Origin of the sequence: Companilactobacillus halodurans, assembly GCF_009600995.1 — a bacterium.
GTDB lineage: Bacteria > Bacillota > Bacilli > Lactobacillales > Lactobacillaceae > Companilactobacillus > Companilactobacillus halodurans.
In genome coordinates, this window is the sequence record NZ_VDFO01000005.1 from 1 (window position 1) to 23,897 (window position 23,897).

Annotated in this window: 23 protein-coding genes; 16 read left to right on the top strand and 7 right to left on the bottom strand. The window is 34.9% G+C overall.

Translation table 11 applies throughout. From position 1 onward, the window contains the following. Positions 1 to 248: 248 nt before the first annotated feature. The 5 genes from FHL05_RS01825 (at position 249) to FHL05_RS01845 (ending at position 5,161) form a co-directional block, all read left to right on the top strand. Positions 249 to 548 (top strand): hypothetical protein, encoded by a 300-nt coding sequence (locus FHL05_RS01825; protein WP_153386728.1) that lies wholly within the window; start codon positions 249 to 251, stop codon positions 546 to 548. Positions 549 to 838: 290 nt separating this feature from the next. Beyond that, a complete protein-coding gene (locus FHL05_RS01830) occupies positions 839 to 1,261 on the top strand; it encodes a CopY/TcrY family copper transport repressor (protein WP_153386730.1) in 423 nt (140 codons plus the stop codon). Further along, the gene (locus FHL05_RS01835) at positions 1,258 to 3,336 is read left to right on the top strand and encodes a heavy metal translocating P-type ATPase (RefSeq protein WP_238334030.1); all 2,079 of its coding nucleotides are present in this window, start codon (positions 1,258 to 1,260) and stop codon (positions 3,334 to 3,336) included. Before FHL05_RS01830 ends, FHL05_RS01835 begins: the two co-directional genes overlap by 4 nt. Positions 3,337 to 3,470: 134 nt before the next feature. After that, complete coding sequence (gene relB, locus FHL05_RS01840; protein ID WP_153386732.1) at positions 3,471 to 3,701, top strand: type II toxin-antitoxin system RelB family antitoxin; 231 nt, start codon at positions 3,471 to 3,473, stop codon at positions 3,699 to 3,701. A gap of 119 nt (positions 3,702 to 3,820) precedes the next feature. After that, complete coding sequence (locus FHL05_RS01845; protein WP_162000161.1) at positions 3,821 to 5,161, top strand: M20/M25/M40 family metallo-hydrolase; 1,341 nt, start codon at positions 3,821 to 3,823, stop codon at positions 5,159 to 5,161. Between the two features lie 46 nt (positions 5,162 to 5,207). Here FHL05_RS01845 and FHL05_RS01850 read toward each other — a convergent pair whose 3' ends face one another. Beyond that, complete coding sequence (locus FHL05_RS01850; RefSeq protein WP_153521903.1) at positions 5,208 to 6,200, bottom strand: sensor histidine kinase; 993 nt, start codon at positions 6,198 to 6,200, stop codon at positions 5,208 to 5,210. Positions 6,201 to 6,211: 11 nt separating this feature from the next. Then, positions 6,212 to 6,886, bottom strand: coding sequence for a response regulator transcription factor (locus FHL05_RS01855; protein WP_153385269.1), 675 nt, complete (start codon positions 6,884 to 6,886; stop codon positions 6,212 to 6,214). Between the two features lie 77 nt (positions 6,887 to 6,963). Between FHL05_RS01855 and FHL05_RS01860 the strand changes: the two genes are divergently transcribed. After that, positions 6,964 to 7,740 (top strand): ATP-binding cassette domain-containing protein, encoded by a 777-nt coding sequence (locus tag FHL05_RS01860; protein WP_162000167.1) that lies wholly within the window; start codon positions 6,964 to 6,966, stop codon positions 7,738 to 7,740. Further along, the gene (locus FHL05_RS01865) at positions 7,721 to 9,712 is read left to right on the top strand and encodes an ABC transporter permease (protein ID WP_153385267.1); all 1,992 of its coding nucleotides are present in this window, start codon (positions 7,721 to 7,723) and stop codon (positions 9,710 to 9,712) included. Before FHL05_RS01860 ends, FHL05_RS01865 begins: the two co-directional genes overlap by 20 nt. Here the strand turns inward: FHL05_RS01865 and FHL05_RS01870 are convergent. Beyond that, positions 9,702 to 10,154, bottom strand: coding sequence for a hypothetical protein (locus FHL05_RS01870; protein WP_153385266.1), 453 nt, complete (start codon positions 10,152 to 10,154; stop codon positions 9,702 to 9,704). The genes FHL05_RS01865 and FHL05_RS01870 overlap by 11 nt on opposite strands. A gap of 43 nt (positions 10,155 to 10,197) precedes the next feature. Between FHL05_RS01870 and FHL05_RS01875 the strand changes: the two genes are divergently transcribed. The 5 genes from FHL05_RS01875 to FHL05_RS01895 all read left to right on the top strand — a co-directional run bounded on the left by FHL05_RS01875 (position 10,198) and on the right by FHL05_RS01895 (position 16,246). Further along, positions 10,198 to 10,923 carry an MBL fold metallo-hydrolase gene (locus tag FHL05_RS01875; RefSeq protein WP_153385265.1) on the top strand — a complete coding sequence of 242 codons (726 nt, stop codon included), beginning with the start codon at positions 10,198 to 10,200 and terminating at the stop codon, positions 10,921 to 10,923. 258 nt (positions 10,924 to 11,181) lie between these two features. Next, positions 11,182 to 11,580, top strand: coding sequence for a transcriptional regulator SpxA (gene spxA, locus FHL05_RS01880; RefSeq protein ID WP_153385264.1), 399 nt, complete (start codon positions 11,182 to 11,184; stop codon positions 11,578 to 11,580). A 308-nt stretch (positions 11,581 to 11,888) separates the two neighbouring features. Further along, a complete protein-coding gene (locus tag FHL05_RS01885) occupies positions 11,889 to 14,504 on the top strand; it encodes a BspA family leucine-rich repeat surface protein (RefSeq protein ID WP_153521905.1) in 2,616 nt (871 codons plus the stop codon). A gap of 135 nt (positions 14,505 to 14,639) precedes the next feature. Beyond that, on the top strand, positions 14,640 to 15,317 hold the full coding sequence (locus tag FHL05_RS01890; RefSeq protein ID WP_153385277.1) for an adaptor protein MecA: 678 nt from the start codon (positions 14,640 to 14,642) through the stop codon (positions 15,315 to 15,317). A 74-nt stretch (positions 15,318 to 15,391) separates the two neighbouring features. Continuing rightward, positions 15,392 to 16,246, top strand: a complete 855-nt coding sequence (locus FHL05_RS01895) for a competence protein CoiA (protein ID WP_162000162.1) — start codon at positions 15,392 to 15,394, stop codon at positions 16,244 to 16,246. A 120-nt stretch (positions 16,247 to 16,366) separates the two neighbouring features. Here FHL05_RS01895 and FHL05_RS01900 read toward each other — a convergent pair whose 3' ends face one another. Next, on the bottom strand, positions 16,367 to 17,017 hold the full coding sequence (locus tag FHL05_RS01900) for a DsbA family protein (RefSeq protein ID WP_153385261.1): 651 nt from the start codon (positions 17,015 to 17,017) through the stop codon (positions 16,367 to 16,369). A gap of 146 nt (positions 17,018 to 17,163) precedes the next feature. Between FHL05_RS01900 and yjbM the strand changes: the two genes are divergently transcribed. Genes yjbM through mgtE form a run of 4 tightly spaced genes read left to right on the top strand, consistent with a single transcriptional unit; the run spans position 17,164 to position 20,902 of the window. Next, entirely contained in the window at positions 17,164 to 17,817 is a 654-nt protein-coding gene (gene yjbM, locus FHL05_RS01905; RefSeq protein WP_153385260.1) for a GTP diphosphokinase, read from the top strand. After that, positions 17,817 to 18,629, top strand: coding sequence for an NAD kinase (locus FHL05_RS01910; RefSeq protein ID WP_153385259.1), 813 nt, complete (start codon positions 17,817 to 17,819; stop codon positions 18,627 to 18,629). The genes yjbM and FHL05_RS01910 overlap by 1 nt, the downstream gene beginning before the upstream one ends. Then, a complete protein-coding gene (locus FHL05_RS01915) occupies positions 18,616 to 19,542 on the top strand; it encodes an RluA family pseudouridine synthase (RefSeq protein WP_153385258.1) in 927 nt (308 codons plus the stop codon). Before FHL05_RS01910 ends, FHL05_RS01915 begins: the two co-directional genes overlap by 14 nt. Next, on the top strand, positions 19,529 to 20,902 hold the full coding sequence (mgtE, locus tag FHL05_RS01920) for a magnesium transporter (protein WP_153385257.1): 1,374 nt from the start codon (positions 19,529 to 19,531) through the stop codon (positions 20,900 to 20,902). The genes FHL05_RS01915 and mgtE overlap by 14 nt, the downstream gene beginning before the upstream one ends. 145 nt (positions 20,903 to 21,047) lie before the next feature. Here mgtE and FHL05_RS01925 read toward each other — a convergent pair whose 3' ends face one another. From FHL05_RS01925 to FHL05_RS01935, 3 genes are all read right to left on the bottom strand, one after another. After that, complete coding sequence (locus tag FHL05_RS01925) at positions 21,048 to 21,692, bottom strand: copper homeostasis protein CutC (RefSeq protein ID WP_162000168.1); 645 nt, start codon at positions 21,690 to 21,692, stop codon at positions 21,048 to 21,050. An 83-nt stretch (positions 21,693 to 21,775) separates the two neighbouring features. Further along, positions 21,776 to 22,612, bottom strand: a complete 837-nt coding sequence (locus FHL05_RS01930) for an undecaprenyl-diphosphate phosphatase (protein ID WP_153385255.1) — start codon at positions 22,610 to 22,612, stop codon at positions 21,776 to 21,778. 205 nt (positions 22,613 to 22,817) lie between these two features. Then, positions 22,818 to 23,834: a lactonase family protein gene (locus FHL05_RS01935; protein WP_153385254.1), complete on the bottom strand. Its 1,017-nt coding sequence runs from the start codon at positions 23,832 to 23,834 to the stop codon at positions 22,818 to 22,820. Between the last annotated feature and the right edge of the window lie 63 nt (positions 23,835 to 23,897).

Genomic DNA, 23,897 nt, shown 5'->3' on the forward strand with positions numbered 1-23,897 from the left:
GGGTCGAACATCTAAAGGGCATGAATGGTGTCCTTTTTTGGTGTTCTTAAATGGTTATTACTAATAAATGGTATACAAAAATAAAGTTGATGGCAAAATACCTATCAACTTTATTTATCGTACAGCCTTTTTTATTTCCGGAATTTACAAATAATTTAAAATTAATGGTTAAATTTTTCTAAAAGGGGAACATGGATTAAATTTAAATAATATAATGAAGACATTCAGGGGAAAAAGGGGAGATTTCCATGCAAACTTTGGATCAATCAAAATCATATTATCGAAGAATTACAGTTTTAGATGTTATGACGCTTGTGATGATTATTGGCTTCTTGTTTTTTGCTAAGGGATATTTGTTATCATTATTGTTAATAGTTATTTATCCGTTTTGCCATTCCAAAGTGATGGTCTCAAGTGTTTTGGACAAAAATACAAGATTGTGGGTCCGTAATATGGATTGGAATTATTATCGAAAAATCCATGGAATCAAATTTTTTATGCAATATAAACCTCAGGAAAGTGCGATTCCTATTAAGCATGTAAATTAGTAAATAAATATAATTGAAGAGTACTCGATTTGAAGGTTAGTTAATAGCTTTTTGAATAAGTCTTATCCTATGAATGGAATTATTCCAAATCATAGGGTATTTTTTTGGCCAAGAGTTTATAAAGGATATATACGATAGGAATTGTTATAATCTAAGCGAGGGAAATTCCAGATTAATTAATTAGACACGAAAAATAGTTTCGAGAGTTAAAACTTTACATCTTACGTTTACGGTTGTAAACTGTGTTCTGTTGATAAGGATTACACATGTAAACCAAGGAGGACGAAGAGATGTCAGAGGTTGAAACAATGAGTAAGGCTGAATGGCAAGTAATGAGGATCATTTGGACGTTAGGACAGGCTACTAGTAAACAAGTCATTGAGATTTTAGAGAAAAAAACTAGTTGGAAAGCTGCTACGATTAAGACTTTAATTGTCCGTTTGCAAAAGAAAGATTTCTTGCAGGCTGATGAGAAAGCGCGTCCATATGTTTATAAGCCATTGATTCCTGAAAGTACGGCCATACATCAAAGCGTTAGTAACTTGTTTGATAATCTTTGTTGTATGAAGAAGGGTCAAGCAATCAATGATTTGGTTGAAAATTCAGAGATATCAAAGGATGATATTTCATTGATTATTAAAACTTTAACCCAAAAAGAAAAATCAGCACCCGATGAAGTTGAATGCAATTGTTTGGAGGCAGATTTGAAATGAAGGATGAAGATATGAAGAATATGGATATGAAAGATTCTAACCACATGGACATGGATTCAGATTCAGATATGTCTAGTATGAATATGTCCGGAGGTGGCCACATGATGATGCATGGTGGCCATATGATGGACATGGGGGATCTGAAACAAAAGTTTTGGGTTTCGCTTGTTTTAGCAATACCAGTGTTTATTTTTTCACCTTTTATGGGCTTGCACCTACCATTTCAAGTCCAGTTCCCCGGTTCAGATTGGATCGTTTTGATTTTAAGTACGATTTTGTATTTCTACGGCGGGAAACCATTTTTAAGTGGAGCTAAAGGTGAGTTAGCTTCGAAAAAGCCTGCCATGATGACCCTTATTACCATGGGTATCAGTGTGGCTTATATTTACAGTTTGTACGCTTTTGTTATGAATGATTTAGTTCAGTCAAATAACCATATCAATGACTTCTTCTGGGAACTTGCTTCCTTAATCGTCATTATGTTATTAGGTCACTGGATTGAAATGAAATCAACAATGAATGCCGGCAATGCGCTTCAAAAAATTGCTTCATTAGTTCCTGATCAAGTTCATATTGTTGAGGGCGATGAAACAGTCGACAAAGATATTTCTAACGTTAAAAAAGATAATGTCGTAGAAATCCGTGCCGGTGAGTCAATTCCACTTGATGGACATATCGTAAAAGGCGAAAGCTATATCAATGAATCATTGATTACGGGTGAATCAAAAGCCGTTAAAAAAGGCGTCGACAGTGAGGTTGTTGGTGGCTCAATTAATGGTGAAGGTACTATTCGCGTAAAAGTCGATAAATCGTCCGATGAAGGCTATTTATCACAAATCAGTCAGTTGGTCTCAGATGCACAAAACAATCGTTCTAAGACGCAATTATTGGCTGATAAAGTATCAAGTTGGTTGTTCTACGCTGCCTTAACGGTCGGAATCATTGCTTTTGTTTATTGGTTGATCGTTGGCGACATGAGTACAGCTTTGAATAGATTAGTGGCGGTTCTAGTAATCGCTTGTCCACATGCTTTAGGTCTAGCAATTCCTCTAGTAATGTCACGTAGTACTTCCATCGCTGCTACAAATGGTTTAATTATTCGTGATAACCAAGCTATGGAAAATAGTCGTAAGATTGATTACATTGCAATGGATAAAACTGGAACTCTGACAGAAGGTAAGTTTACGGTTAATGGTTTGGAAACAATTGGAAAATCAACAGATAAAGATAAGTTATTGTCTTTGATTGCTGGAATCGAAAGTGGTTCGAGTCATCCCATTGCCAATAGTGTCGTCGCATATGCAAAAGATAAGAAAGTTTCATTGACTAAATTTGATGATACTCAAGCTCTCAAAGGTTACGGAATGAGTGCCAAACTTAATAGCGATGATTATTATTTAGTTAATATGAAGTATCTTAATGAAAATGATATTAAATTAGATAGCAAAGATGTTCAAACATATCTTGACAAAGGTAATACAATTAGTTATTTAGTCGTCAATAAAGAAGTCATCGGATTTGTTGCCTTAGGTGATCGAATTAAAGAAAATACCGTTGAATTCATTAAAGAACTAAAATCAAGAAACATTACTCCAATCATGTTGACAGGTGATAATAAGGATGCCGCTGCCACTATGGCTAAACAGATGGGTATTGATGAATTTAGAGCTGAATTATTGCCCGAAGATAAAAATAAAGTGATTAAACAATTAGAAAATGATGGTCACCATGTAATGATGGTTGGTGATGGTATCAACGATGCACCTAGTTTGGCGGCTGCTACAATTGGTGTTGCTATCGGTGCCGGAACTGATGTCGCAATTGATTCTGCTGATGTAATTCTTTATAACAGTGATCCATTCGATATCATCAAATTCTTGAAATTGTCACAACATACTTATCGAAAGACAGTCGAAAACCTCTGGTGGGGTGCTGGTTACAATATCATTGCCTTGCCACTGGCTGCCGGTATCTTAGCCGGAATTGGATTTATTCTTAGTCCTGCTGTCGGAGCAATCATTATGTCGTTGTCAACGGTTGTTGTTGCGTTAAATGCGTTGACTCTAAAAATGTAAATTTTTATTTTAAATATTCTGTTATCAAATGACAGAATATTTTTTATATAATTTTGAATTGTGAAATGGATAACTATTGAAAAAAGCTGTTCGACATAATAAACTGTATCTGATAAAGGGCAGGTGACGAAAAGATGGCAACAATTTCTTTATATTTGGATGGTCATGACGAAAAGCTAATTAAAAATTACGCTAAGTCAAAAAATATGAGTGTCTCGTCTTTTCTTCGTTCAATAGCTGTCGAGAAAATTGAAGACGATATTGACGATCAACTCTATGAAAGAGCTGTGAGAGAATTCAAGGAGAATCCACAGGATATTTCACTGGATGAGATGGAAAAAGAATTAAGCATATATTGCGAATAGACCAATATGGTCAACTTTTCATAGTCTTAATAATCGGAGATTGATTATTAAGGCTATTTTTGATTTCCTAAAAAATGAGGTTTAGACTAGTCATTAAATTCACGATGGGAAGCGGTAATTTGAGTAGAGAAGAATTTATTGAGCAACATCAAACAGAATTTGAAAATATTTTTAAAGAATTTATTGGTTTAAAAAGCCTCAGCGTCACCGGTGAAGGAATCGACGAGACAGTTGATTTTTTAGAAAAATTATTAAAGAAATTATTGAAAGCTCAAATTGAAGTTATAAAGACTGCTGGACATCCAATAATTTTGGCTAAATTAGCTGGTAAAAGCGATGAAAATGTTTTGTTTTACGGACATTATGATGTCATGGAACCAGGCGATTTGAATTCTTGGTCATCAGATCCATTTAAATTAACAAAAACTAATGGGCGGTTTGTAGCTCGTGGCGCAGGTGACAATAAGGGACAATTATTAGCACAAATTTTGGGAATCTATACCTACTTGCAAACTCATGAAAGTTTACCCTTCAATATAACTTTGTTCATTGAAGGCGAAGAAGAGCAAGGCAGTCCTAATCTTGCTCCAACCATTGAAAAATTAAAAAACACTAAATTGTCGCAAGTCAATACAGCCATTGTCGTTGATGGATCAGCTAACCCTGACGGTACTAACGTTTTAAGATTAGGAAATCGTGGCGTCTTTAGTTTTGAATTAATTTCAAAAACTGCGACCCACGATAATCACTCCGGAAGTTTAGGCAATGTGATGGAAAATTCTGTGACACAATTATTAAACTTTTTGGATAAAATTTATGACTCGAAAAATGGCTTAGTGAAATTACCCCATTTTTATGACGGAGTAACTGAGCCTACCAAGCAAGAATTAGCCTGGATTAAATTATTGCCATTTGATAAAAAGCAAATTATGCAACAAGCTGGTATAAATGAATTAGATATGGATCAGGAAACTTATTATCGCAATTTGATGTTTAAACCAACATTTAATATCTCTAGTTTTAAAGCTGGTTACTTGGGCAAAGGCATTAAGACGAGCATCCCTCATCAAGCAATGCTAAAAGTCGATTGCCGTTTAGTGGGTCAGCAAGATATCAATCAAATAAAAACTGATTTATTTGAAATTTTCAGTGATGAAATTACGACCAATAAGTTAGAAGTTAAGACCTTAGGCCAATTGCCTCCAGAGAAGACAAAAGCACCTGACGAACAGATTAATCAGCTCTTCCAAGCTATTAAACGAGCCACTGGAAAAGTTTATATTGAGCCAGCAATGCCTGGTTCTGTTCCTAATTACGTTTGGAAAGATATTTTAAAAGTTCCCGTCTTTACGATTCCTTATGCCAATTCAGATGAGCATAATCACGACTTTAACGAAAATATTACGGAAAAGAATTTTTATAACGGAATTAGAATCAGTTATGAATTATTAAATAGATAGTAAAAGAGAGCTGCAAGTAATCAAAAATGATTGCTGCAGCTCTCTTTTACTTGTAATAAGGTAAATCCAAGAAGGTAATGATGAATTCGGTTCCTTCATTAATTTTTGATTTGACGGAAATCGTGTGGCCAAGTTTATCAACCATATTTTTGACAAGATAAAGTCCCATACCAGTGGATTTGCTGCCGGATTGGCGACCATTCTTACCTGTAAATCCTTTGTTAAAGATACGACTAATATCTGTATCAATAATTCCAACCCCATTATCTTTAATATGAAGTTGAATATTGTTGTCTTTCATATCTGTGAAAATAGTGATTTTTCCACCAGTATCAGTATATTTCAAACTATTAGAAATAATTTGATTGATAATAAAACTCAGCCACTTTTCATCAGTCAAAACCTTTTTATCGGTAATATCAAAATCAATCCCGATACGTTTGCTAATGAAGAGGCGTTTGTTGGATCGGATACAAGCCTTAACAATGTCGTTTAAGTCCTGTTCTTTAATCAGATAGTCATTGGAAAAATTATTTAAACGAGCAAAGTAGAGTGCTTGGTCGACTAGGTAATCGATTTGGTCCAGTTCCTCAGAAATCAAGGCCTTATCTAACTGGTTATCTTGCGACAATTTCAAAGCAACTAGAGGAACTTTAATATCATGTACCCAGGATTCAGTGTATTCACGTTGGTCTTTTTGATTTTGATAGAGTTTAGTCAATTCGTTGCGGTATTCTAACGAAATATTATTGATTTTGCTTTGAATGAATCGTTGCTCATTGTTTTGAGCACCGGCTAATTCTTTTGAAAGGTCCTCTTGATAATTAGTCAGTTGCTCATACCAATTCTTTTTATGATTGTAAGAAATCAGTAAATTGGCAATTAAAAAGATGACCGCTAAAATCCAAGAATAAATCAAGGTACCGATATGAAAGTGAACTCGAGGGTCGAGAAATAAGACTAGTTCAACAAAAGTCATCCCAATTAAAACAATCAGGATAGAGTAGATGTGGTCACGCAAGTATTTAAAAATTGTCATAATTTACCTCGTTAAGGAATAATGTATCCTTGTCCGACTTTAGTCACGATGTAATTTTTGAGACCGTATTTTTCAATCTTGCTTCTGAGGCGATTGATGTTAACGGTCAAAGTATTGTCATCGACGAAACGTTCATCGTCCCACATGAAGTTTAGCAATTGTTCACGCGTGACGATTTTACCTTTATCTTTTAATAAGCGCTGCAGCAACTTGTACTCATTTTTTGAAAGGTCAATTTTATTATTGCCGATTTCAACATTGCCGCTGGATAAGTTCAGTTTCAAACCGTTGTATTCGATGATGTCGCTGGTATTCTTAGTGAAATCGTAAGTTCGACGTAAAAGAGCATTGATTTTAGCAATCAAGATGTCGATTGAAAAAGGCTTCTCGACAAAATCATCTGCTCCCATGTTCATCGACATGATTTGATCCATGTTTGAATTGCGTGATGAGATAATAATGATAGGAATCTTAGAAATTTTTCTAATCTCTTGGTTCCAATAGTAGCCGTCATAAACAGGTAAATTGATGTCGAGTAAAACTAAGTCAGGTTGATAGTCATTAAATTGTTCGATGATGTTGTTGAAATCAGTCGTGATGTAAGAGTCGATTTGCCATTTGGCAAGATTTTCGCTGATTAATTTGGAGATGGATTGGTCATCTTCAATAATCATAATTTTAGCCATATTAAAATTCCCTCCGTGCTAGAATAAAGACACTATGTATATTAGTATGATAACAATAATTATTTATTAATGGAGAAATTACCATGCAAATTGTTGTAAAGAATATCTCAAAGGATTTTGGAAAGAAAAGAAGCACCGTTCATGCTATCAAGGATTTCAGTTTAAAAGTCGATCATGGCGAGTTCCTCGGTATCATGGGCCCATCAGGAGCCGGTAAGACGACGCTTTTGAATATGCTTTCCACCAATGCAAGACCAGATCATGGAGAGATTTTGATTGATGGTCAAGATATTACGCAGATGCATGATCATCAACAAGCTAAATATCGGCGCAAGAAAATGGGCTTTATTTATCAGAGTTTTGAATTGCTCGATTCACTGAATGTTAAGGAAAATGTTATTTTGCCTTTAGCCTTGAGTCGGGCCAACAAGAAACTGATTGAAGAACGTTTTAACTATATGATGCATTTATTGAATATTGAAAATTTAAGCAATCGAAATATCGATGAGCTTTCGTTAGGCCAAAGACAGATTGTGGCGGCAGCCCGGGCTTTAATCAATCGTCCTGAAATATTATTTGCGGACGAGCCAACAGGAAGTCTTGATTCTAAATCAGCGACTATTTTATTGAATTATATGCAATTGGTCAATCAACGCGAAAAAACAACTATTTTAATGGCAACGCACGATGCCTTTACAGCTAGTTATTGCAGTCGCGTTGTCTTTATAAAGGATGGCGTGATTTTTTCAGAGATAGTCAATCCGGGAAACCGGGACCAATTCTTTGAACAAATCATCAATATGCAGCGCACTATTGGAGGGGGTAGTTACTTTAATGTATCGCAAAATAATTAAACGCAGTCTGTACAATATGCGTGATAGCTATTTGATTTATATTTTGGCATGCAGTTTTGCCATCGGCGTTTTCGGAATTTTGCTTTCGTTGGGCGACAATCCATCATTAGGCAAAGCCTTAGTTTATTTAAATGATCTCGTGAAAGCGTCTGGTGTTATTTTTGCTTTCTTTGCTTTTATCTACATGGTTTATGTGGGTGGTTTTTTTATAAAACAACAGCGCAATGAATTTTTGACCTTTGAAAAATTGGGGATGCAAGATTGGGTAATAGTTGCCATTAGTTTTTTTCAAACGGCATTTGTACAAGCAATCGCTTGGATTATTGGCTTAAGTTTAACTATTATTTTCCAAAAATTTATGGGGATGTTGTTACTTTTCTTAATGCATGTAAGAGTCAATTTCGAGATGTCGATCAGTCTGAATGATTTGTTTTTAATTGTACGACTATTCTTCTTTTCGACTTTGATTCTGAGTTTTATTAATGCTTTTAAAGCGCTGCTGATACTGACACGCAAGAAGAAATCTCGTAGTACTAAAACTCGTTGGTGGTTAAGGATACCAGCAGGTATATTTGGTTTGATTCTATTGATTGCAGCGCAAATTTGTTCAGTTTATTTATTTTACGATATGCATACAATCAGTTATTCAGCTCGTCCTTCAATGGAAATCCTTTTTGTTTTAGTAGCTGATATTTTTGGGACTTATTTAGTTTACTTTGGCTTTTTACCATCAATCTTAAATTTGCTACAAAAAATACACTCGATTGCTTATTCGGGTGTAAATATTTTTTCATTTAAATATTTGAAAGAAAGACTTTTTCATAATATTTCTATTTTGTGGTTCGTTACTGAAGTATCGGCATTTGCTTTAGCATTATTGACTTTTTGTTACTTTGGCTATCAAGCTGTTCATCAAAATTATAATTCCAATTATCCTTTTGAATTGGCCGCCAATAAGGATACGGTCAAAGTGATTAAAAAGGAATTAAAAAAGAGTGATGCTAAAATAAAAGGTCGTTATCAGACAAATGTAAAAATCAATTTAGTATCTTATTATAATAAAGAAAATCAAAGTTATGTTCGTCAACCGATGACATTTATGTCCTACTCGCAATATCAGTCATTGCCTAAACGAATGCGCAAAGGTAATAGTAAAATTAATTCGCATGAATTCCTAAAAATTGATTACAATTCGTCTATCCTTAATAAAAATACGCTTAAGGAACACGATATTGAAGTTAAGAATGCTCCTTTGATTGCTACTGCTAAGACGGGAAGCTCTTTTCCTTATGGAAGTCCCATGCATTTTGGACCAATGATGATTGTTCCTGATAATTATTATCAAAAGATGCCTTCTGAAGTTAACGATACCTTTTACGGTTGGGACTTCAAAAAGGGTGATAGATTACAGGAATCACAATTGGAAAAACTTGATAGTTATCGAGATGCCTACTTTATGAAAATCAATTTTAAAAAATCGCTTGCCAATTCGACTATTCAGGTTTTAAAAAAAGACCCTAAATCAAAATATCCTTCCAGTACTTATATGCAAACTGGTTTTCTTAGACAGGGTGATATTAAAAAAGAATTCGCTCAAGGTGGAGGATTCTACTTGTTCGTGGTTGCATTATTTAGCGTCGCCTTATTAATAGCTTTAGGCAGCGTTTTGACCTTGCGGATTTTGTTGCGTGACGATCATCAGATGAATCAGTTAAGGACTCTGCAAAAAATCGGCGTTGAAGAAAGCAAGATTAAAGGTATCGTGAAGAAAGAAAATGCCTTGACCTTTATGATTCCGTTAATCTTTGCTTTAGTTCAATCTTTCACCGCAGTGGCTATTTTTAATACTGGAAAGCATTTATCAAAAAATATTATTTTGATTTATTTAGGTTTTGTGGTGCTTTATTGCCTATTCGGCGTTATCAGTTATCAAGTGTCATGGCGCAGCGTCAAGCAAAAGTTTAGTCTGTGACTGAATAAGCTTTGGAGAAGAAACCGAAGTCTTCTTCAGTATTTCCTTGAATTTGCTTTTGAATATCATTTTGCAGCATTTTTTGCCAATCTTTAATCTGAGTCGTCTCGGTGAAAGTTTTGATAATTAGGTATTCTCTTGGACTTTCGCTTTTTTGGAGGATAGCAGTTGAGTTAGAATTAAAGGAGAATTGTTGGGTGCTAAATAATTTGTTTTCGAATAACTTAGCTTGGTCCGCATTTAATTTTAGATAAGTCAAGGAATATAGATTCTTTGATTTATCGTACGTTCCTGTCAGACTGCGGTATTGTGCAGAAGTGGATAAATTTTTTATCAAAAGATGGTCTGCGTTAGCGTGGAATAAAGGGTTTAATAAAGTATCAGCAGGATTTAGCTGACTCTTTAAAAAATTATATGTGCCTAGTTTTAATGTTATGTTCATAATTATTGGAATCCTTTCAATTAATAAATTTTGGAGGTTTTCTATGTTAGTTACGGTTTTAGGTTTTTACGGTGGTTATCCCTATAAGGGAATCGGTACATCCGGTTACCTCTTGCAAGATGATGGCAAGAACTTGTTGATTGACTGTGGGAGCGGTGTTTTAAATGCACTTGCTAGTTACATGCAACCAACTGATCTAGATGAAGTCGTCTTATCTCATTATCACCATGATCATACAGCAGACGTTGGTGTCTTACAGTACAATTGGCTCGCTGCTAAAAAGGAAAGTCCACTACCAATTTATGGTCACACTCAAGATTTTGTCAACTTTGCACAATTAACTGTGGAAAATGCGACAAAGGGTATTGCTTATAATGACTATGAACCAACGATGATCGGTAATTTGAAATTTGAATTTCTAAAAACTGTTCATCCGGTGCCAGCATATGCAATCCGTGTTACCAATCAAGAAGGAAAGGTCTTAGTTTACACAGCTGATACAACTTACTTCGATGGTTTAGTAGATTTTGCAAAAGACTGCGACCTTTTGATTGCTGATACTAACTTCCCTGAAGATGTAACAGGTCGTAAAGCTCATCTTAATACTAAGGAAGCTGGAACCTTGGCAAAGAAGGCTAATGTCAAGCGTTTGATGATTAGTCATCTTCCTCAGACAGTTGATGTTGAGACTATGTTAAAACAATCACAGAAATATGCAAGCGATGTTCCTGTTATCCATGCATTTAAGGGATTGGAAGTAGAACTGTAAGTTGAACCACTGACATGAATACTTTCATTGAAAGTAACATTGATTATAACTAATAAAATAAATAACGTCGTATTTATGTAATTTGTGAAAATTTTACATAAAGAGCCGTTTATCGGGTACGTGTTTTCACAATTGAACCGAAACAGAACAAACATTCGTAATTTTTTATTGAAAAAGTATAGATTTTATTATGATAGTAAGTTACAATGTTAATGTGTTTAAAGAGTTTGATACTACACAGGAAAGGAGAGATTATTTATGGTAACCATTTATACATCTCCAAGTTGCACATCATGTCGTAAAGCCAAGGCTTGGCTCGAAGAACATGACATTCCTTACAAAGAAAGAAACATTTACTCCGAACCTTTAAATAAGCAAGAAATCAAACAAGTACTTCAAATGACAGAGAACGGTACAGAAGAAATTATTTCAACACGTTCAAAGGCATTCCAAAACCTTAAGATTGATTTGGATGATTTAACAATTGATCAATTGTTGAACCTTGTTCAAACAAACCCTGGTCTTTTGAAACGTCCTATCATCATGGATGACAAACGTCTCCAAGTTGGATTCAATGAAGACGAAATCAGAAGATTCTTGCCAAGAAGTGTCAGAACTATGGAACTTCAAAAGGCTCAATTAATGGCTGGACTTTAAAATATACCAGATCACTTTCTTTTCGGAAGTGATCTTTTTTTGTAAGAAAAAGCAATAAATTAAAAAGTACACAATAATAAGACAAAATCGATTCCCTGTATCATAAGCGGAATCGATTTTTGTGTTTTTACCAGATTTTTTCTACCAATTTGCTGAGATAATGACCAAATTTGTTGAATTTGTGGTCAAACAGAATGTGTCTAGACAATTAACCACTTTTCACAAGATTTTTTTATATAAAAAGAATTATGACTTGATATTTATTCCGATATAATTGCTCAATGAAAACGTTTAGGTAGGGGAATATCATGAAAAAAATCGAGAATAAACACGGTCCTAGACAGACACACCCTCGTTTTGTTTTTATACTCACAAATTTTATTTTTGGTTTAAATATTATCCTTTTTAAACCGGTTTTGATTAAAGCAGATAGTGATGTGGACGCTCAACAAATAATTGATCAGAATAGTAGTTTAACATTGCAAAATCAATCTATGGTAAAGACCGTTTTACAACCTTTAGCTATTAATAGTACGAGTGGTACTTTTGGTACTTGCGACTGGGATATTGATAGCGATGGTTTATTGACGATTCATGCTGGTCAACTCGGAGTTGGGCAAGGAAATTGGATTGAATCAAATGCTTTAATCAAGAAAATTTATGTTGAACCAGGCGTTGTCGCATCAACTGATTCCAATAATTTGTTTGCGATGCTGACAAATGTCCAGACGATTGATTTGACAAATTTGGACACTAGTAATGTTAAGAGTTTTTATAGAATGTTTTATTTTGAAAGGAAGTTAATGTCAACCTCTCCAAATACATCATCTTTAACTCAAATAATCGGTTTGGATAAACTGGATACTAATAGTGCAATTAACATGTCAGGGATGTTTATGAATGCTTATCAATTATCTTCAATCGATGTCTCAAATTTTGACACCAAAAATGTAATTGATTTTTCAAGTATGTTCAGTATGGCTAATGGTAGCAAGACCGAGAATGCTTTAACTGAAATTAAAGGCCTAAATAATTTGAATACTTCTAAAGCTGAAAACTTGAATTCAATGTTTAATAATGACAGTAATCTAACCCAGCTTGATGTTTCAAATTTTGATACCACTAACGTGAATGACATTGGTAGTATGTTCAATAATGACTCTTCTTTGACCAATTTAGATGTTTCAAACTTTAAAACTGGTAAAGTGACTGATTTTAGTTCGATGTTTTCTGGATGCAGTGCACTGGGAAAACTTGATTTAAGTAAATTCGATACTTCCAATGCCACTAATATGAATTCTTTTTTTAATAATTGTCACGCAAATATTCAAGGATTAATTGATTTTGACACTAGCAAAGTTGAAAATATGGAATCAATGTTTTCTGGCACCTGGATTGAAAACACTGATGATATTAAGAATTGGAATACTAGTAAAGTAACTAATATGAATGGGATGTTTGCTAGTTGTTCTAAATTAACTAATGTTGACTTGTCGCAAATGAATAAGTCTAATGTAATAAATATTTCCAGCTTGTTTTACAACGATAGTGCAATAACAGAAATCAAGGGTTTAGATACTTGGGATACTAGTAAAGTTGAAAATATGGCACAAACTTTTTCGGGAACACGTTTGACTCAATTGGCAATTGAAAATTGGAATACTTCTAATGTAACTGATATGAGTTATTTATTTTATAATTGTACAAAATTAACTAGTTTAGATTTATCTGCTTGGGATACTTCTAAGGTTACCACTATGCAATATATGTTTGCTGTTAGTTTAGCCGCCAATGAAAATGTTTTAAAAGGATTGGACAAATTTGATACCTCAAACGTTACTGACATGTCTGGAATGTTTAGCAATACTGGCTTTAAAACATTAGACTTGTCTAGTTTTAATACCTCAAAAGTAACCAATATGGGTAATATGTTCAGCAATAATAAAAATTATTTGACCAAAATTATCGGTAATTTTGATACCTCTAATGTGAAAGAAATGCAATCATTATTTAATAATACCGATGTTCAAGATTTCAGCGATTTTAATATTGCTGAGTGGGATGTTGAAAATGTTACTAATTTATCAACAGCCTTTGGCAATTCTGATTATGAAAAACTCGATATTTTAAAAAATTGGAATCCCAAGAAATGTACGAATTTTAAATCAATGTTTGAAAAAGACGATAATTTACAGGCACTTGATTTATCTAATTGGACTATGAGCGCTAATAGTGATCGGTCTAGAATGCTAAATTCAGATAAAAATTTGTGGAAAATTAGTTTAGGACCAAATTCTTTATTGAATAGTACGATGAATTTGCCGATTCCTGTTGTAGGAACGAAATTCCAGGACCAGGATACTAATTACAGCGCTATTAGTACAAAATGGCAGGAAGTTGCACCTGATAGTGGGGGTACAGATCATGATCCGGTCGGAAAGTTATTCAGTACTGATGAAATAATTGCGATGTATTCGAATAGTGGTCAAGATGTTTTGACCTTTGTGTGGCAGCAAGAAGAATATCGAGAACTTAGCATGACGGTACCTGACATTGCTTATGGGACGGTCAATGCTCCCCAAGGCGTTCTAAATCGTCAAAATAAAACTAATCTCTCAATCACGAAGTACTCCTATCCAACTACGAATGTGAAATATGATTTGACAGTTTCGATGGATCATCCATTGACAACTGCCGATGGTCAAAATCAGTTGCCTGGAACTTTGATATATCGTGATGCCAACAATAGAGTGATTTCATTAGATGAATCGCCAGCGGAAATTTATGACGGGATGATCGGTAATGAGACCAAGACTTTCAATTGGGAAAATGATCAGGGGATACTCTTAAATATCACGGGGAAAAACATTGTTAGTGGAACTTATTCTACAACCTTAACTTGGACGTTGGAGAATAGTTTATAAATTCTATAAGTCTTTATTTTTGACTAACATTTTAAGTTTTAGTATATTTGTCCAATGACTCAAAACTTCAGTATATGATAGTTGAAATAGTTTTTGAGACTGTTAAAATGTAGATACAGAATTGAGGTGACTATGATGGAAATGGATCGACTTAATGAGAATACAATCAGAGTCATTCTTAGTACGGAAGATTTACAAGAACGTGGGGTAACTGTTTTAGATTTGCTTGGTAATAAAAAGCAGATTGAATCGTTCTTCTACAGTATTTTGGATGAAGTTGATAAGGATCATGTCTTTACGAATAATGAACCAGTTACGTTCCAGATAATGCCAAACAAGGAAGGTTTGGAATTATTGATTAGTAAGAGTGATGATTCTGAGGGTAAAGGTTCATTGCCATTGAGTGGGCTACAAAATTCAGTCGGTAATAATGATAATGACGATAGTTTAAATGATGATAAGTTGGGTACTGCCGAATATGACAGTGACACAGCACCATATTTGAATGACCCAGATACACCTACCAAGACGATTATTGTCGAGTTTAAAGACTTTGAAGATTACGTCCAATTGGCTAACTTATTACACTTAGAAAGTGGTATTTCTAATCTTTATGAATACGATAAGAAGTATTATTTACAACTTATCTTGTTCACAGATGAGATGCACGAAATGACTTATAGCGATGTTTTAGCATTACTGAGCGAATACAGCTTTAAGACAAAGGTCACAGCTGCTGTATTGTCTGAGTATGGTAAAGAGATTATGTCAAAGACTGCTTTGGAATTAACAAGATATTACTTTGATAAATAGATAAAATTAACCCATCAATACAATTGGGATTGATGAGTTATTTTTTTTGCGTAATTTTTTCTGAGGTGATAAAAATGTATGCTGCTTTAGACGATAAAGGAAGATTAATTTACGCTAAACAAGCTCGATTGACCCAAAGCTATCTTTGCTGTCACTGTGCACAAAAAGTCAAATTAATTAAGACGGCTAAAAAGTCTTATTTCAAGCATCAAAGTAAGCGTCACAACGAAATTAACGAACGAGCAGTACACTTTAAGGGCAAAGCAATTATTCATCGTGAGTTGACTAAATTAGGCTTTGAACAGATTTTAGATGAAGTCTATTTGCCGATTATTAAGCAGCCTCCAGATCTTTTCTTGAATCAAAAAATAGCATTCGAATATCAATGTGCAAAATTAGATTTGCCTACGTTTGAAAAACGGGTTCAAGGTTATCGAAGTTTAGGCATCAAGAGTATTTGGATTTTAGGACAAGCTTATTTGAATCGCCGTTTGAAACGAGAGCATTTAAAATTCATCAGCTATAATCAAAAATTAGGTTATCATTTGGTGATGCTAGATGCACAAAAGGAATTGTTGCTCATTTTTTATAATATTTCATTTGTCGGTCCCTTCAATAAAATTTATTTTCAAAAGCGAATTTTGTCTGCAAATGATTGGCAAAAGTTTGTGAAAAGCGATTTCCAATTAAAGACGAATTGTCTACAAAGGGTGGATGAAAGAGTGCTGGAAAGAATACGTCGAAAAAATGATCCTGAATCACAGAAAGTAAAATTGCAATTTTATCAAAGACATAAAATACCAGTCGAAACGTATTTATTGAACCAGACATTTTGTATGACAGCACCAATTTATCGATTTCCAGCGTGGCAAAGGTCATGTGGACAAAAGAATATCTTGTTGCGACAGCCACTGCTAGACAAAAAATAGGTGATTTCAAGTTTAATCCTTGAAGTCACCTATTTTATCGGTGTTGCTTATTCGATTGGTTGATTCGCTTAGTTCTTATATTATCCTCAATTACATCCTCATGTAAAAGTTCATAAATTGTTATCTTCTGAATTTATCCAGACTAATCACTGTACTAGAATCGACATAACCGTCATCTGTTTGTGGAAGTTCTCGTTCCAGCAAAGCATTGACGTTTGAAGAAATCTCTTCTTGGGAGTTGATTTCTCCAAAATCATTAATCATGATTCCGGTTTTTTCCTCATTCTCACAGTCAAAGACGACTGCAGTTGGAGCCTTTTTAATATTCATTTCCATTGACAACTGTTGGTCTCGTTTAAGACCTTGAATGACGCATTGGCTGTCTTTATCAGCCATGATGGCCTTGTAATCAAGTCCGCTATTGTTAATTGCAGTCCTGATAGTGGTATCATCAAAGGGATTGTTTAGAACATTTACTTGTTCTTGAAGATCCATCAAAAAGTTACGTGCCTTTTTGTTTCCTTGGCAGGAAGCAGCTTTATAAAGTTTTGCTGCTTCAACAACTTCGTGAGTTGCTTTGTTACGTGTCTTGGTATCGGAAATCTTGCAGCCCTTAAGGTGCATGTAGCCATTGATAGTTGCCATGTTATAGTTAGTTACGAAATGATATTGTGTCTCGATGTCATGTTTTCTAGTGAAGTCGATTATAGCCTGTTCCACTCTTAAACAATATGAACATAGGGGATTAATATATAAAAATACTTCCCACATTATGATTCCCTCCATATCTCTATTGCAATGTCATTCTACCAACATTCAGTAAAAAGGTAAAATTTTAAACTCACGTACATTATATTCACAATTGGGTGAATCTTTCACAAATATACGATATATTTAATAAGTAAAGAGAGGTTAATATGTCAGAAATTAAATGGAATGAATTTTTGATACCATATTCACAGGCAGTTGATGAGTTGAAAATCAAATTTAGAAACCTGCGTAAAGAGTTTTTAGAAAAAAATGAACATTCGCCAATTGAATTTGTGACTGGACGTGTTAAAACAGTTGATAGTATCAAAGAAAAAATGCGTCGTCGCTTCATCACAGAAGAACTTTTGAAACAAGATATGCAAGACATTGCTGGAATTAGAATTCAGTGCCAATTTGTAGAAGATATCTATGATGTTGCTAAGCTCTTACATATTAGAGAAGATATGAAAGTGATTGAAGAGCGTGATTATATCGCTAACAGTAAACCTAGTGGGTATCGCTCATATCACGTAGTTATTGAGTATCCAATTCAAACAGCGAATGGTCAAATCAACATTCTCGCAGAAATTCAAATTAGAACGCTAGCCATGAATTTTTGGTCAACGATTGAACATTCTCTCAACTACAAATACAAGGGTGATTTCCCTGAAGAGATCAATGAAAGATTGAAGCGTGCCGCTGAAGCCTCCTTTATGCTCGATGAGGAAATGTCTAAAATTCGAGAAGAGATTCAGGATGCACAACAATACTTTACCGATCGAAAACGAGATTTAAATAACTCCACGGAGCACAGAAAATAATGAAATTTTGGATTAATAATAATAATAAAGAACAGTCTGTCGTTGCAGCCAATAAATTACGCGGACAATTGTTAGATGCGGGCTTAGTTTTAGATCGACGCGATCCCAAGCTTGTCATCAGTGTTGGCGGAGATGGTACCTTACTAAGTACTTTTCATGCATACGCTGCTCGATTAGACAAAGTGAAATTTTTAGCACTGCACACCGGACATTTAGGGTTTTACTCTGATTGGACGGATACTGAGATTGATGATTTAGCACAACGGATTATCAAATGTCAGGATAATATTCCTTCGACAAGTTATCCACTTTTGGATGTTACAGTCGAAAATAAAGAAGGAGCCGCTTTTCATGGGATTGCTATCAATGAAACAGTGGTTAGAAGACTATCTTCTTTGACTATGAAATCGCGAATCGACTTGGATGAAGAATTTTTTGAGAGTTTTCGGGGGGATGGACTCTGTTTTTCAACCCCAACTGGATCAACGGCTTATTCTAAGTCAGTCGGTGGAGCTTTGATTCATCCTAAAATCAGCGTTTTTCAGATGATTGAAATTGCTTCGATCAACAATCGAGTTTATCGGACGATATCGTCGCCAATCATTATTCCGCATAATCAACAAGTTGACTTATATCCGCAAATTGCTGACGACTATGTTATCAGTTGTGACGGAATTACTACTAAGCTGAAGAATGTCAAAAAGATAACTATTAAGCTCAACTATCAAAGAGCCCAGTTTGCCCAATATCGTCATCGTCATTTCTGGACTAGAGTAGAGACGGCTTTCTTAGGACAAGATGAGAAGAAGTAATCGCTTCTTAAAGTTCACAATTGGTAAAAATGACAAACCAGTAATTCGAAAATTTTTAGTTCAACACAAGTTTTCCTCTAGTCAGTTACACAATTTAAAAAATAAAGGTGGACTAATTTTTGTCAATCATAAAAAACGTCACTTCAATTTCAAAATGAAACCAGGCGATGAGTTATTAGTCGTTTTGAATGCGGAAGAACCATCGGATTTGATTAAACCGATGAAGGGAAAAATTGATGTTATTTATGAAGATAATTATTTATTAGTTGTGAACAAACCACCCGGGATTGCTAGTTTACCAGCTAAAGCTAAAGATACCCAAACGATGGCTAATTTAGTTAAGGCTTATTTAATTGACAAAAATGAGAATAGTTCGATTCATTTGGTAACGCGCCTAGATCGAGATACATCGGGATTGATGGTTTTTGCTAAAACTTCTTATGCTCATTCATTGTTGGATCAAATTCTCCACACCGAGAATTTTCAAAAATATTATTTAGCACTAGTATACGGACAAGTTCAACCTCCTAATGGTCTGGTGGACTTGCCAATTGGGATTGATTCTAAAGCTTTTTATATGCGAACGATCGATCATTCTAAAGGAAAAGAATCAAAGACGCTTTATAAGACCATTGAAAATTATCCACAGGCTAGTTTATTGAAATTGAAATTGCTGACAGGACGGACTCATCAAATCAGAGTTCATTTAACTGCCATTGGTCATCCCATCATTGGTGATGATATGTATAGTAAAGTCCGCGATTCAAGAATCAATCGACAAGCCTTGCATTGCTACCGATTAAATATTGTTCACCCTGTTACGAAAGTATTATTAAAATTAAAGGCACCATTGCCAAAAGATATGGTAATGTTAAAGGGTGTGCTAAGGGGTGAGAAGAATGGACGAAAATGAAAAAAGACTCCAAGATAGATTTACCCAATTAAAGGGCTATCTTGATAGTGGTGATAAAAAAAGGTTCCGAAAAACTTATTTGGATATGCATTTTTATGATCAGAGTACTTTTTACCTCACATTGAATAAGGCTGAAAGAGAAGCTCTTTATGGAATTCTTGAACCTGATGAAATGGGCGATATGTTCGACACGATTGAAGACGATAATCCTCAAATTCCAGCATTATTAAAGGAAATGGATTTGGAATATGCTTCTAAGATGTTGAACGATATGTACGATGATAATGCCGCCGATGTTTTGGAGCATTTAGAAAAAGTCGATGTTGATCGGTTTTTAGAACAAATGCCAAAAAATGATGCAAATAATCTTCGTGGCTTGTTGCATTATGATACGGAAACAGCCGGTGGTATCATGACGACTGATTACGTTGAATTTCATGAAGAAGAAACTGCTCAAGAAGCTATTCGAGCACTGAAAAAATTTGCTAAAACAGCTGAAACGATTTATTACTTATACGTATTGGACCACCACGACGATTTAGTTGGGGTGATGTCTTTACGTGATTTGATTTTGCTTGATGATAATGACACATTGGGTGAAAAAATGAATAGCGATATTATTACGGTCAACGTTGATGCTGAACAAGCTGAAGTTGCACAAGTATTTAGAGATTATGAATTCTTGGCCGTACCGGTCGTCGACCATTCTAATAAATTAGTTGGTATCGTCACTGTTGATGATGTTATTGAAGTTATCGATGACGAGGCTCAGCAAGATTACTCCGGTTTGGCTGGTGTTAGTATGGATGAAGCCAATAATGACGGGCCTTTAAAGGCTGCTTCTAAGCGTTTGCCTTGGCTGATTACTTTGTTGTTGCTTAGTATGATTACGGCGACTTTAATCAACCATTACGAAAATCTTTTAGCTGAAGCGAGTATCTTAGCAGTCTTTATTTCGACGATTACTGGTACAGCTGGTAATGCGGGGACGCAAAGCTTGGCTGTGGCGGTTAGACGTCTAGCTGTTGAAGAAATAGATCGTCATGAATTCTTGAAGCTTTTAGTTAAAGAGTTCATCACCGGATTCGTAACTGGTTTGGTGACAGGAATAGCAGTCTTTTTACTTGTCGGAATTTGGAAACACAATTTCATCTTAGGAATGGTTATCGGAATGGCAATGTGTGCTGCGATTACAGTAGCTAACTTAGCCGGAAGTTTCATCCCTATGTTGATGTCTAGTTTCGGATTTGATCCAGCTGTAGCCAGTGGTCCTTTTATCTCAACTTTGAGTGATTTGACCAGTGTTTTGATTTACTTCAGTATTGCAGGTAGTTTCTTACAGTACTTTGTCAAGGTTTGAAAAGTTAATATATTTGAAAAATTAAGATAAATAGCTCCTGGTAATTGTACTTTAATTACCAGGAGCTATTTATTTTGGATGTTATATTCCCCGTTTAGGAGAAAATAGTTATGTCCTTAAACTCTTTTATTTCTAATTAATCATTCTAATCGTTGATTCCAGCGATGATTTTAGTACCGTGCAATTCTTTAACACCTAATTTTTCAGCGATTTCATCGCAATTTTGATGGTTAATGCCACCACCAGGAAGAATTGTGATTTTGCCATCGGCATAATCGATGTACTTTTTAATATTGTCTAAGGTTTGGTCGATAGGAGTAGTTAGTGGTCCACCGTGAGTCAGGATGCGCTCTACATCGTGATCGATCAGCCAGTCGATAGCATCTTTTTTATTGTCTTCTGCTAAGAAATCAAAAGCCATATGGAAGACTACTTGCATTCCAGATGAAGCAGCAATCAATTGTTCCATTGCATCAGTGTCTAATTCTCCGTCCTTAGTTAATGCACCAAAGCAGACGCCGTCGACGCCTAATTTTTGAGCTTGGAACAAGTCAGCTTCCATCATTTTAATTTCCAAATCATTGTAGACGAAATCTCCTCCACGAGGACGAATCATTTCTACTATGGGAATGGATTTTTCTTGAAGGTATTTGGTAGTCTCTTGGAGAACTCCAAAACTTGGGGATGTTCCACCGACGGCTAGATTATCGTTTAATTCAATTCGATTGGCACCCTTTAAAACAGCAGTAGGGACCTTTGTGAAATTTTCTAATGCAACTTCCTTATAAATAATAATCAACCTCTCTTTATTCGTTGTGACTATATTCTAACAATTATTACAAAAAAAAGAACGTCAGACGACGTTCTTTACGATTATAGAATTGCTTTGAAACCAAAGTAAGCAATTACAATGATGGCCAAGATAATTCTGTACCAACCAAAAGCCTTAAAGTCATTACGTTTGATGTAATCCAATAAGAATTTGATTGAAGCGTAGGCAACGATAAATGAAACTAACGTACCGACAATTAAAATTATCGTTTGATCACCTGTGAAGGAATGACCATTTTTAAAGTATTTAAAAATCTTCAAAAGACTGGCACCAAACATTGTTGGAATGGCTAAGAAGAATGAGAACTCAGTTGCAACGAATCTAGAAGTACCAACTGTCATACCACCTAAAATAGTTGCACCGGAACGTGAAGTACCGGGAATCAATGAGAGAACTTGGAAAAGTCCAATCTGCAAGGCAGTTTTATAAGAAAGACTATCTAAATCAGCTACTTGAGGTTGCTTGTCTTTAAGCCAGTTTTCAACAACGATGAACAAAATACCATAAATCAAAAGTGTGGCTGAAATGACTTGCCAACTAGTTAAGTGAGCATCCATCCAATCGTTTAGTGGCAATCCGAAGATTACTGAAGGCAAGATGGCAACGATGACCTTGAACCAAATATTCCAAGTTTGATTTTTCTCAACGTGATTTTTCTTGGGTGAGAAAGGATTCAACTTGTGGAAGTAAATCAAGATAACCGCTAAGATTGCACCAAATTGAATAACTACCATGAACATGTTGATAAAAGCGGTGGATTCATTTAATTTAACGAATTCGTCAGCTAAGTATAAATGTCCAGTTGAACTGATAGGTAGAAATTCAGTGAAACCTTCAATGATACCAAGGATGATGGTTTTTATAATTTCAATGAACATAATAAATAATTATTCTGATATACAAGATGTGAGTAAATGTCATAAAGGCACTTAAGAAAGATTGTATATTTCCCTTCTACATTTCATTTTCTAAAATCGTAATTGGTCAATGAATGAAAAACGATTCTTAGTATTTAATAACAAGCACCTCACATTGATTTATATGCTAGCTAAAAAATTGACCAAATTTAGATTAAGACTAGAACTAGATAAAGTGTACACAAACGCACTCAGGAATGGAAATATTTTTTTTCAAATCAGTCAAATTTCCCTTTTGGGCATTGCGTTTAAAGATTGAGATATTGTCAGAATCTTGGTTAGCCACAACAAGGTAATTTTCACTTGGGTCGAGTTCAAAATCACGTGGACCATTGCCATTAGCTGAAGTAGTATTGAGTTTCTTGAGACGATCGCCATCTGCACTAACTGAAAATGTTGCGATCGTATCGGCGCCACGAGTTGAAACATAAAGGAATTTACCATCTTTACTGATACGGATAGCAGCGGTGGTATTCTTTTGTTCATCTTTAGCAGCTTCTACTTCATCAACTAAGGTCAATCCAGCTGTTTCTTTATTGTATTCCATCACTAATACTTTAGATGATAACTCACAGGCCACATAAACATAAGGCTTAGTAGGATTGAAGACTAAATGTCTAGGAGCATAGCCGCTTGGAGCAACATAATTATTCATTAATTTAGGTTGTTTAGGATTTTCGAGGTCATAAATATAAATCCTGTCTGCACCGTAATCACAAATAATCAATTTGCCATCTGGTGTCAAGGCACTATAGTGAGGTTTTGATTGGTCTTGCTCAGTACGTGGACCATGGCCTTCGAAATTTAATTCGGAGTAGTGTTCAATTTTGCCATCTTCTGTCAGATGGTCAATCTTAACTTTGCTCAAATGGAAATAGGCACTGAAAATCAAATTGCGACTGGCATCAAATTTTACATATGATGGGGAAGTTTCTTCTGAAAAATCTTCATCCAATAATTTTGGTGAATCTTCGGAAATATCATAAATGACGATTCCACCTTTGTCGCCTTTTTTGGCTAAGGCAATCAACTTCATATCGTTAGTAACGTCAATATATGTGGGACTATTGAGTTCTAGTAGAACTTTAGGTGTTGTCAATTCGCCGTTTTCAGAATTGAATTGTGCTTGATAAACACCTTTGCCGGTATTGGTATAACCACTTAAAAGAACGTTTTCAATCATTAATAATTCCTCCAAATAATGTATAGTATTATAATATACAGTATAATCTTACTAGAATATTTT

What these genes read in the sequence shown, in the direction of transcription:
- FHL05_RS01875 (WP_153385265.1), top strand. Translation starts at nt 10,198, where the DNA reads ATGTTAGTTACGGTTTTAGGTTTTTACGGTGGTTATCCCTATAAGGGA.
- FHL05_RS01825 (WP_153386728.1), top strand. Translation starts at nt 249, where the DNA reads ATGCAAACTTTGGATCAATCAAAATCATATTATCGAAGAATTACAGTT.
- FHL05_RS01835 (WP_238334030.1), top strand. Translation starts at nt 1,258, where the DNA reads ATGAAGGATGAAGATATGAAGAATATGGATATGAAAGATTCTAACCAC.
- FHL05_RS01885 (WP_153521905.1), top strand. Translation starts at nt 11,889, where the DNA reads ATGAAAAAAATCGAGAATAAACACGGTCCTAGACAGACACACCCTCGT.
- mgtE (WP_153385257.1), top strand. Translation starts at nt 19,529, where the DNA reads ATGGACGAAAATGAAAAAAGACTCCAAGATAGATTTACCCAATTAAAG.
- FHL05_RS01900 (WP_153385261.1), bottom strand. Translation starts at nt 17,017, where the DNA reads ATGTGGGAAGTATTTTTATATATTAATCCCCTATGTTCATATTGTTTA.
- FHL05_RS01855 (WP_153385269.1), bottom strand. Translation starts at nt 6,886, where the DNA reads ATGGCTAAAATTATGATTATTGAAGATGACCAATCCATCTCCAAATTA.
- FHL05_RS01865 (WP_153385267.1), top strand. Translation starts at nt 7,721, where the DNA reads ATGTATCGCAAAATAATTAAACGCAGTCTGTACAATATGCGTGATAGC.
- FHL05_RS01915 (WP_153385258.1), top strand. Translation starts at nt 18,616, where the DNA reads ATGAGAAGAAGTAATCGCTTCTTAAAGTTCACAATTGGTAAAAATGAC.
- spxA (WP_153385264.1), top strand. Translation starts at nt 11,182, where the DNA reads ATGGTAACCATTTATACATCTCCAAGTTGCACATCATGTCGTAAAGCC.
- FHL05_RS01910 (WP_153385259.1), top strand. Translation starts at nt 17,817, where the DNA reads ATGAAATTTTGGATTAATAATAATAATAAAGAACAGTCTGTCGTTGCA.
- FHL05_RS01870 (WP_153385266.1), bottom strand. Translation starts at nt 10,154, where the DNA reads ATGAACATAACATTAAAACTAGGCACATATAATTTTTTAAAGAGTCAG.
- FHL05_RS01935 (WP_153385254.1), bottom strand. Translation starts at nt 23,834, where the DNA reads ATGATTGAAAACGTTCTTTTAAGTGGTTATACCAATACCGGCAAAGGT.
- FHL05_RS01830 (WP_153386730.1), top strand. Translation starts at nt 839, where the DNA reads ATGTCAGAGGTTGAAACAATGAGTAAGGCTGAATGGCAAGTAATGAGG.
- FHL05_RS01850 (WP_153521903.1), bottom strand. Translation starts at nt 6,200, where the DNA reads ATGACAATTTTTAAATACTTGCGTGACCACATCTACTCTATCCTGATT.
- relB (WP_153386732.1), top strand. Translation starts at nt 3,471, where the DNA reads ATGGCAACAATTTCTTTATATTTGGATGGTCATGACGAAAAGCTAATT.
- FHL05_RS01890 (WP_153385277.1), top strand. Translation starts at nt 14,640, where the DNA reads ATGGAAATGGATCGACTTAATGAGAATACAATCAGAGTCATTCTTAGT.
- FHL05_RS01895 (WP_162000162.1), top strand. Translation starts at nt 15,392, where the DNA reads ATGTATGCTGCTTTAGACGATAAAGGAAGATTAATTTACGCTAAACAA.
- yjbM (WP_153385260.1), top strand. Translation starts at nt 17,164, where the DNA reads ATGTCAGAAATTAAATGGAATGAATTTTTGATACCATATTCACAGGCA.
- FHL05_RS01930 (WP_153385255.1), bottom strand. Translation starts at nt 22,612, where the DNA reads ATGTTCATTGAAATTATAAAAACCATCATCCTTGGTATCATTGAAGGT.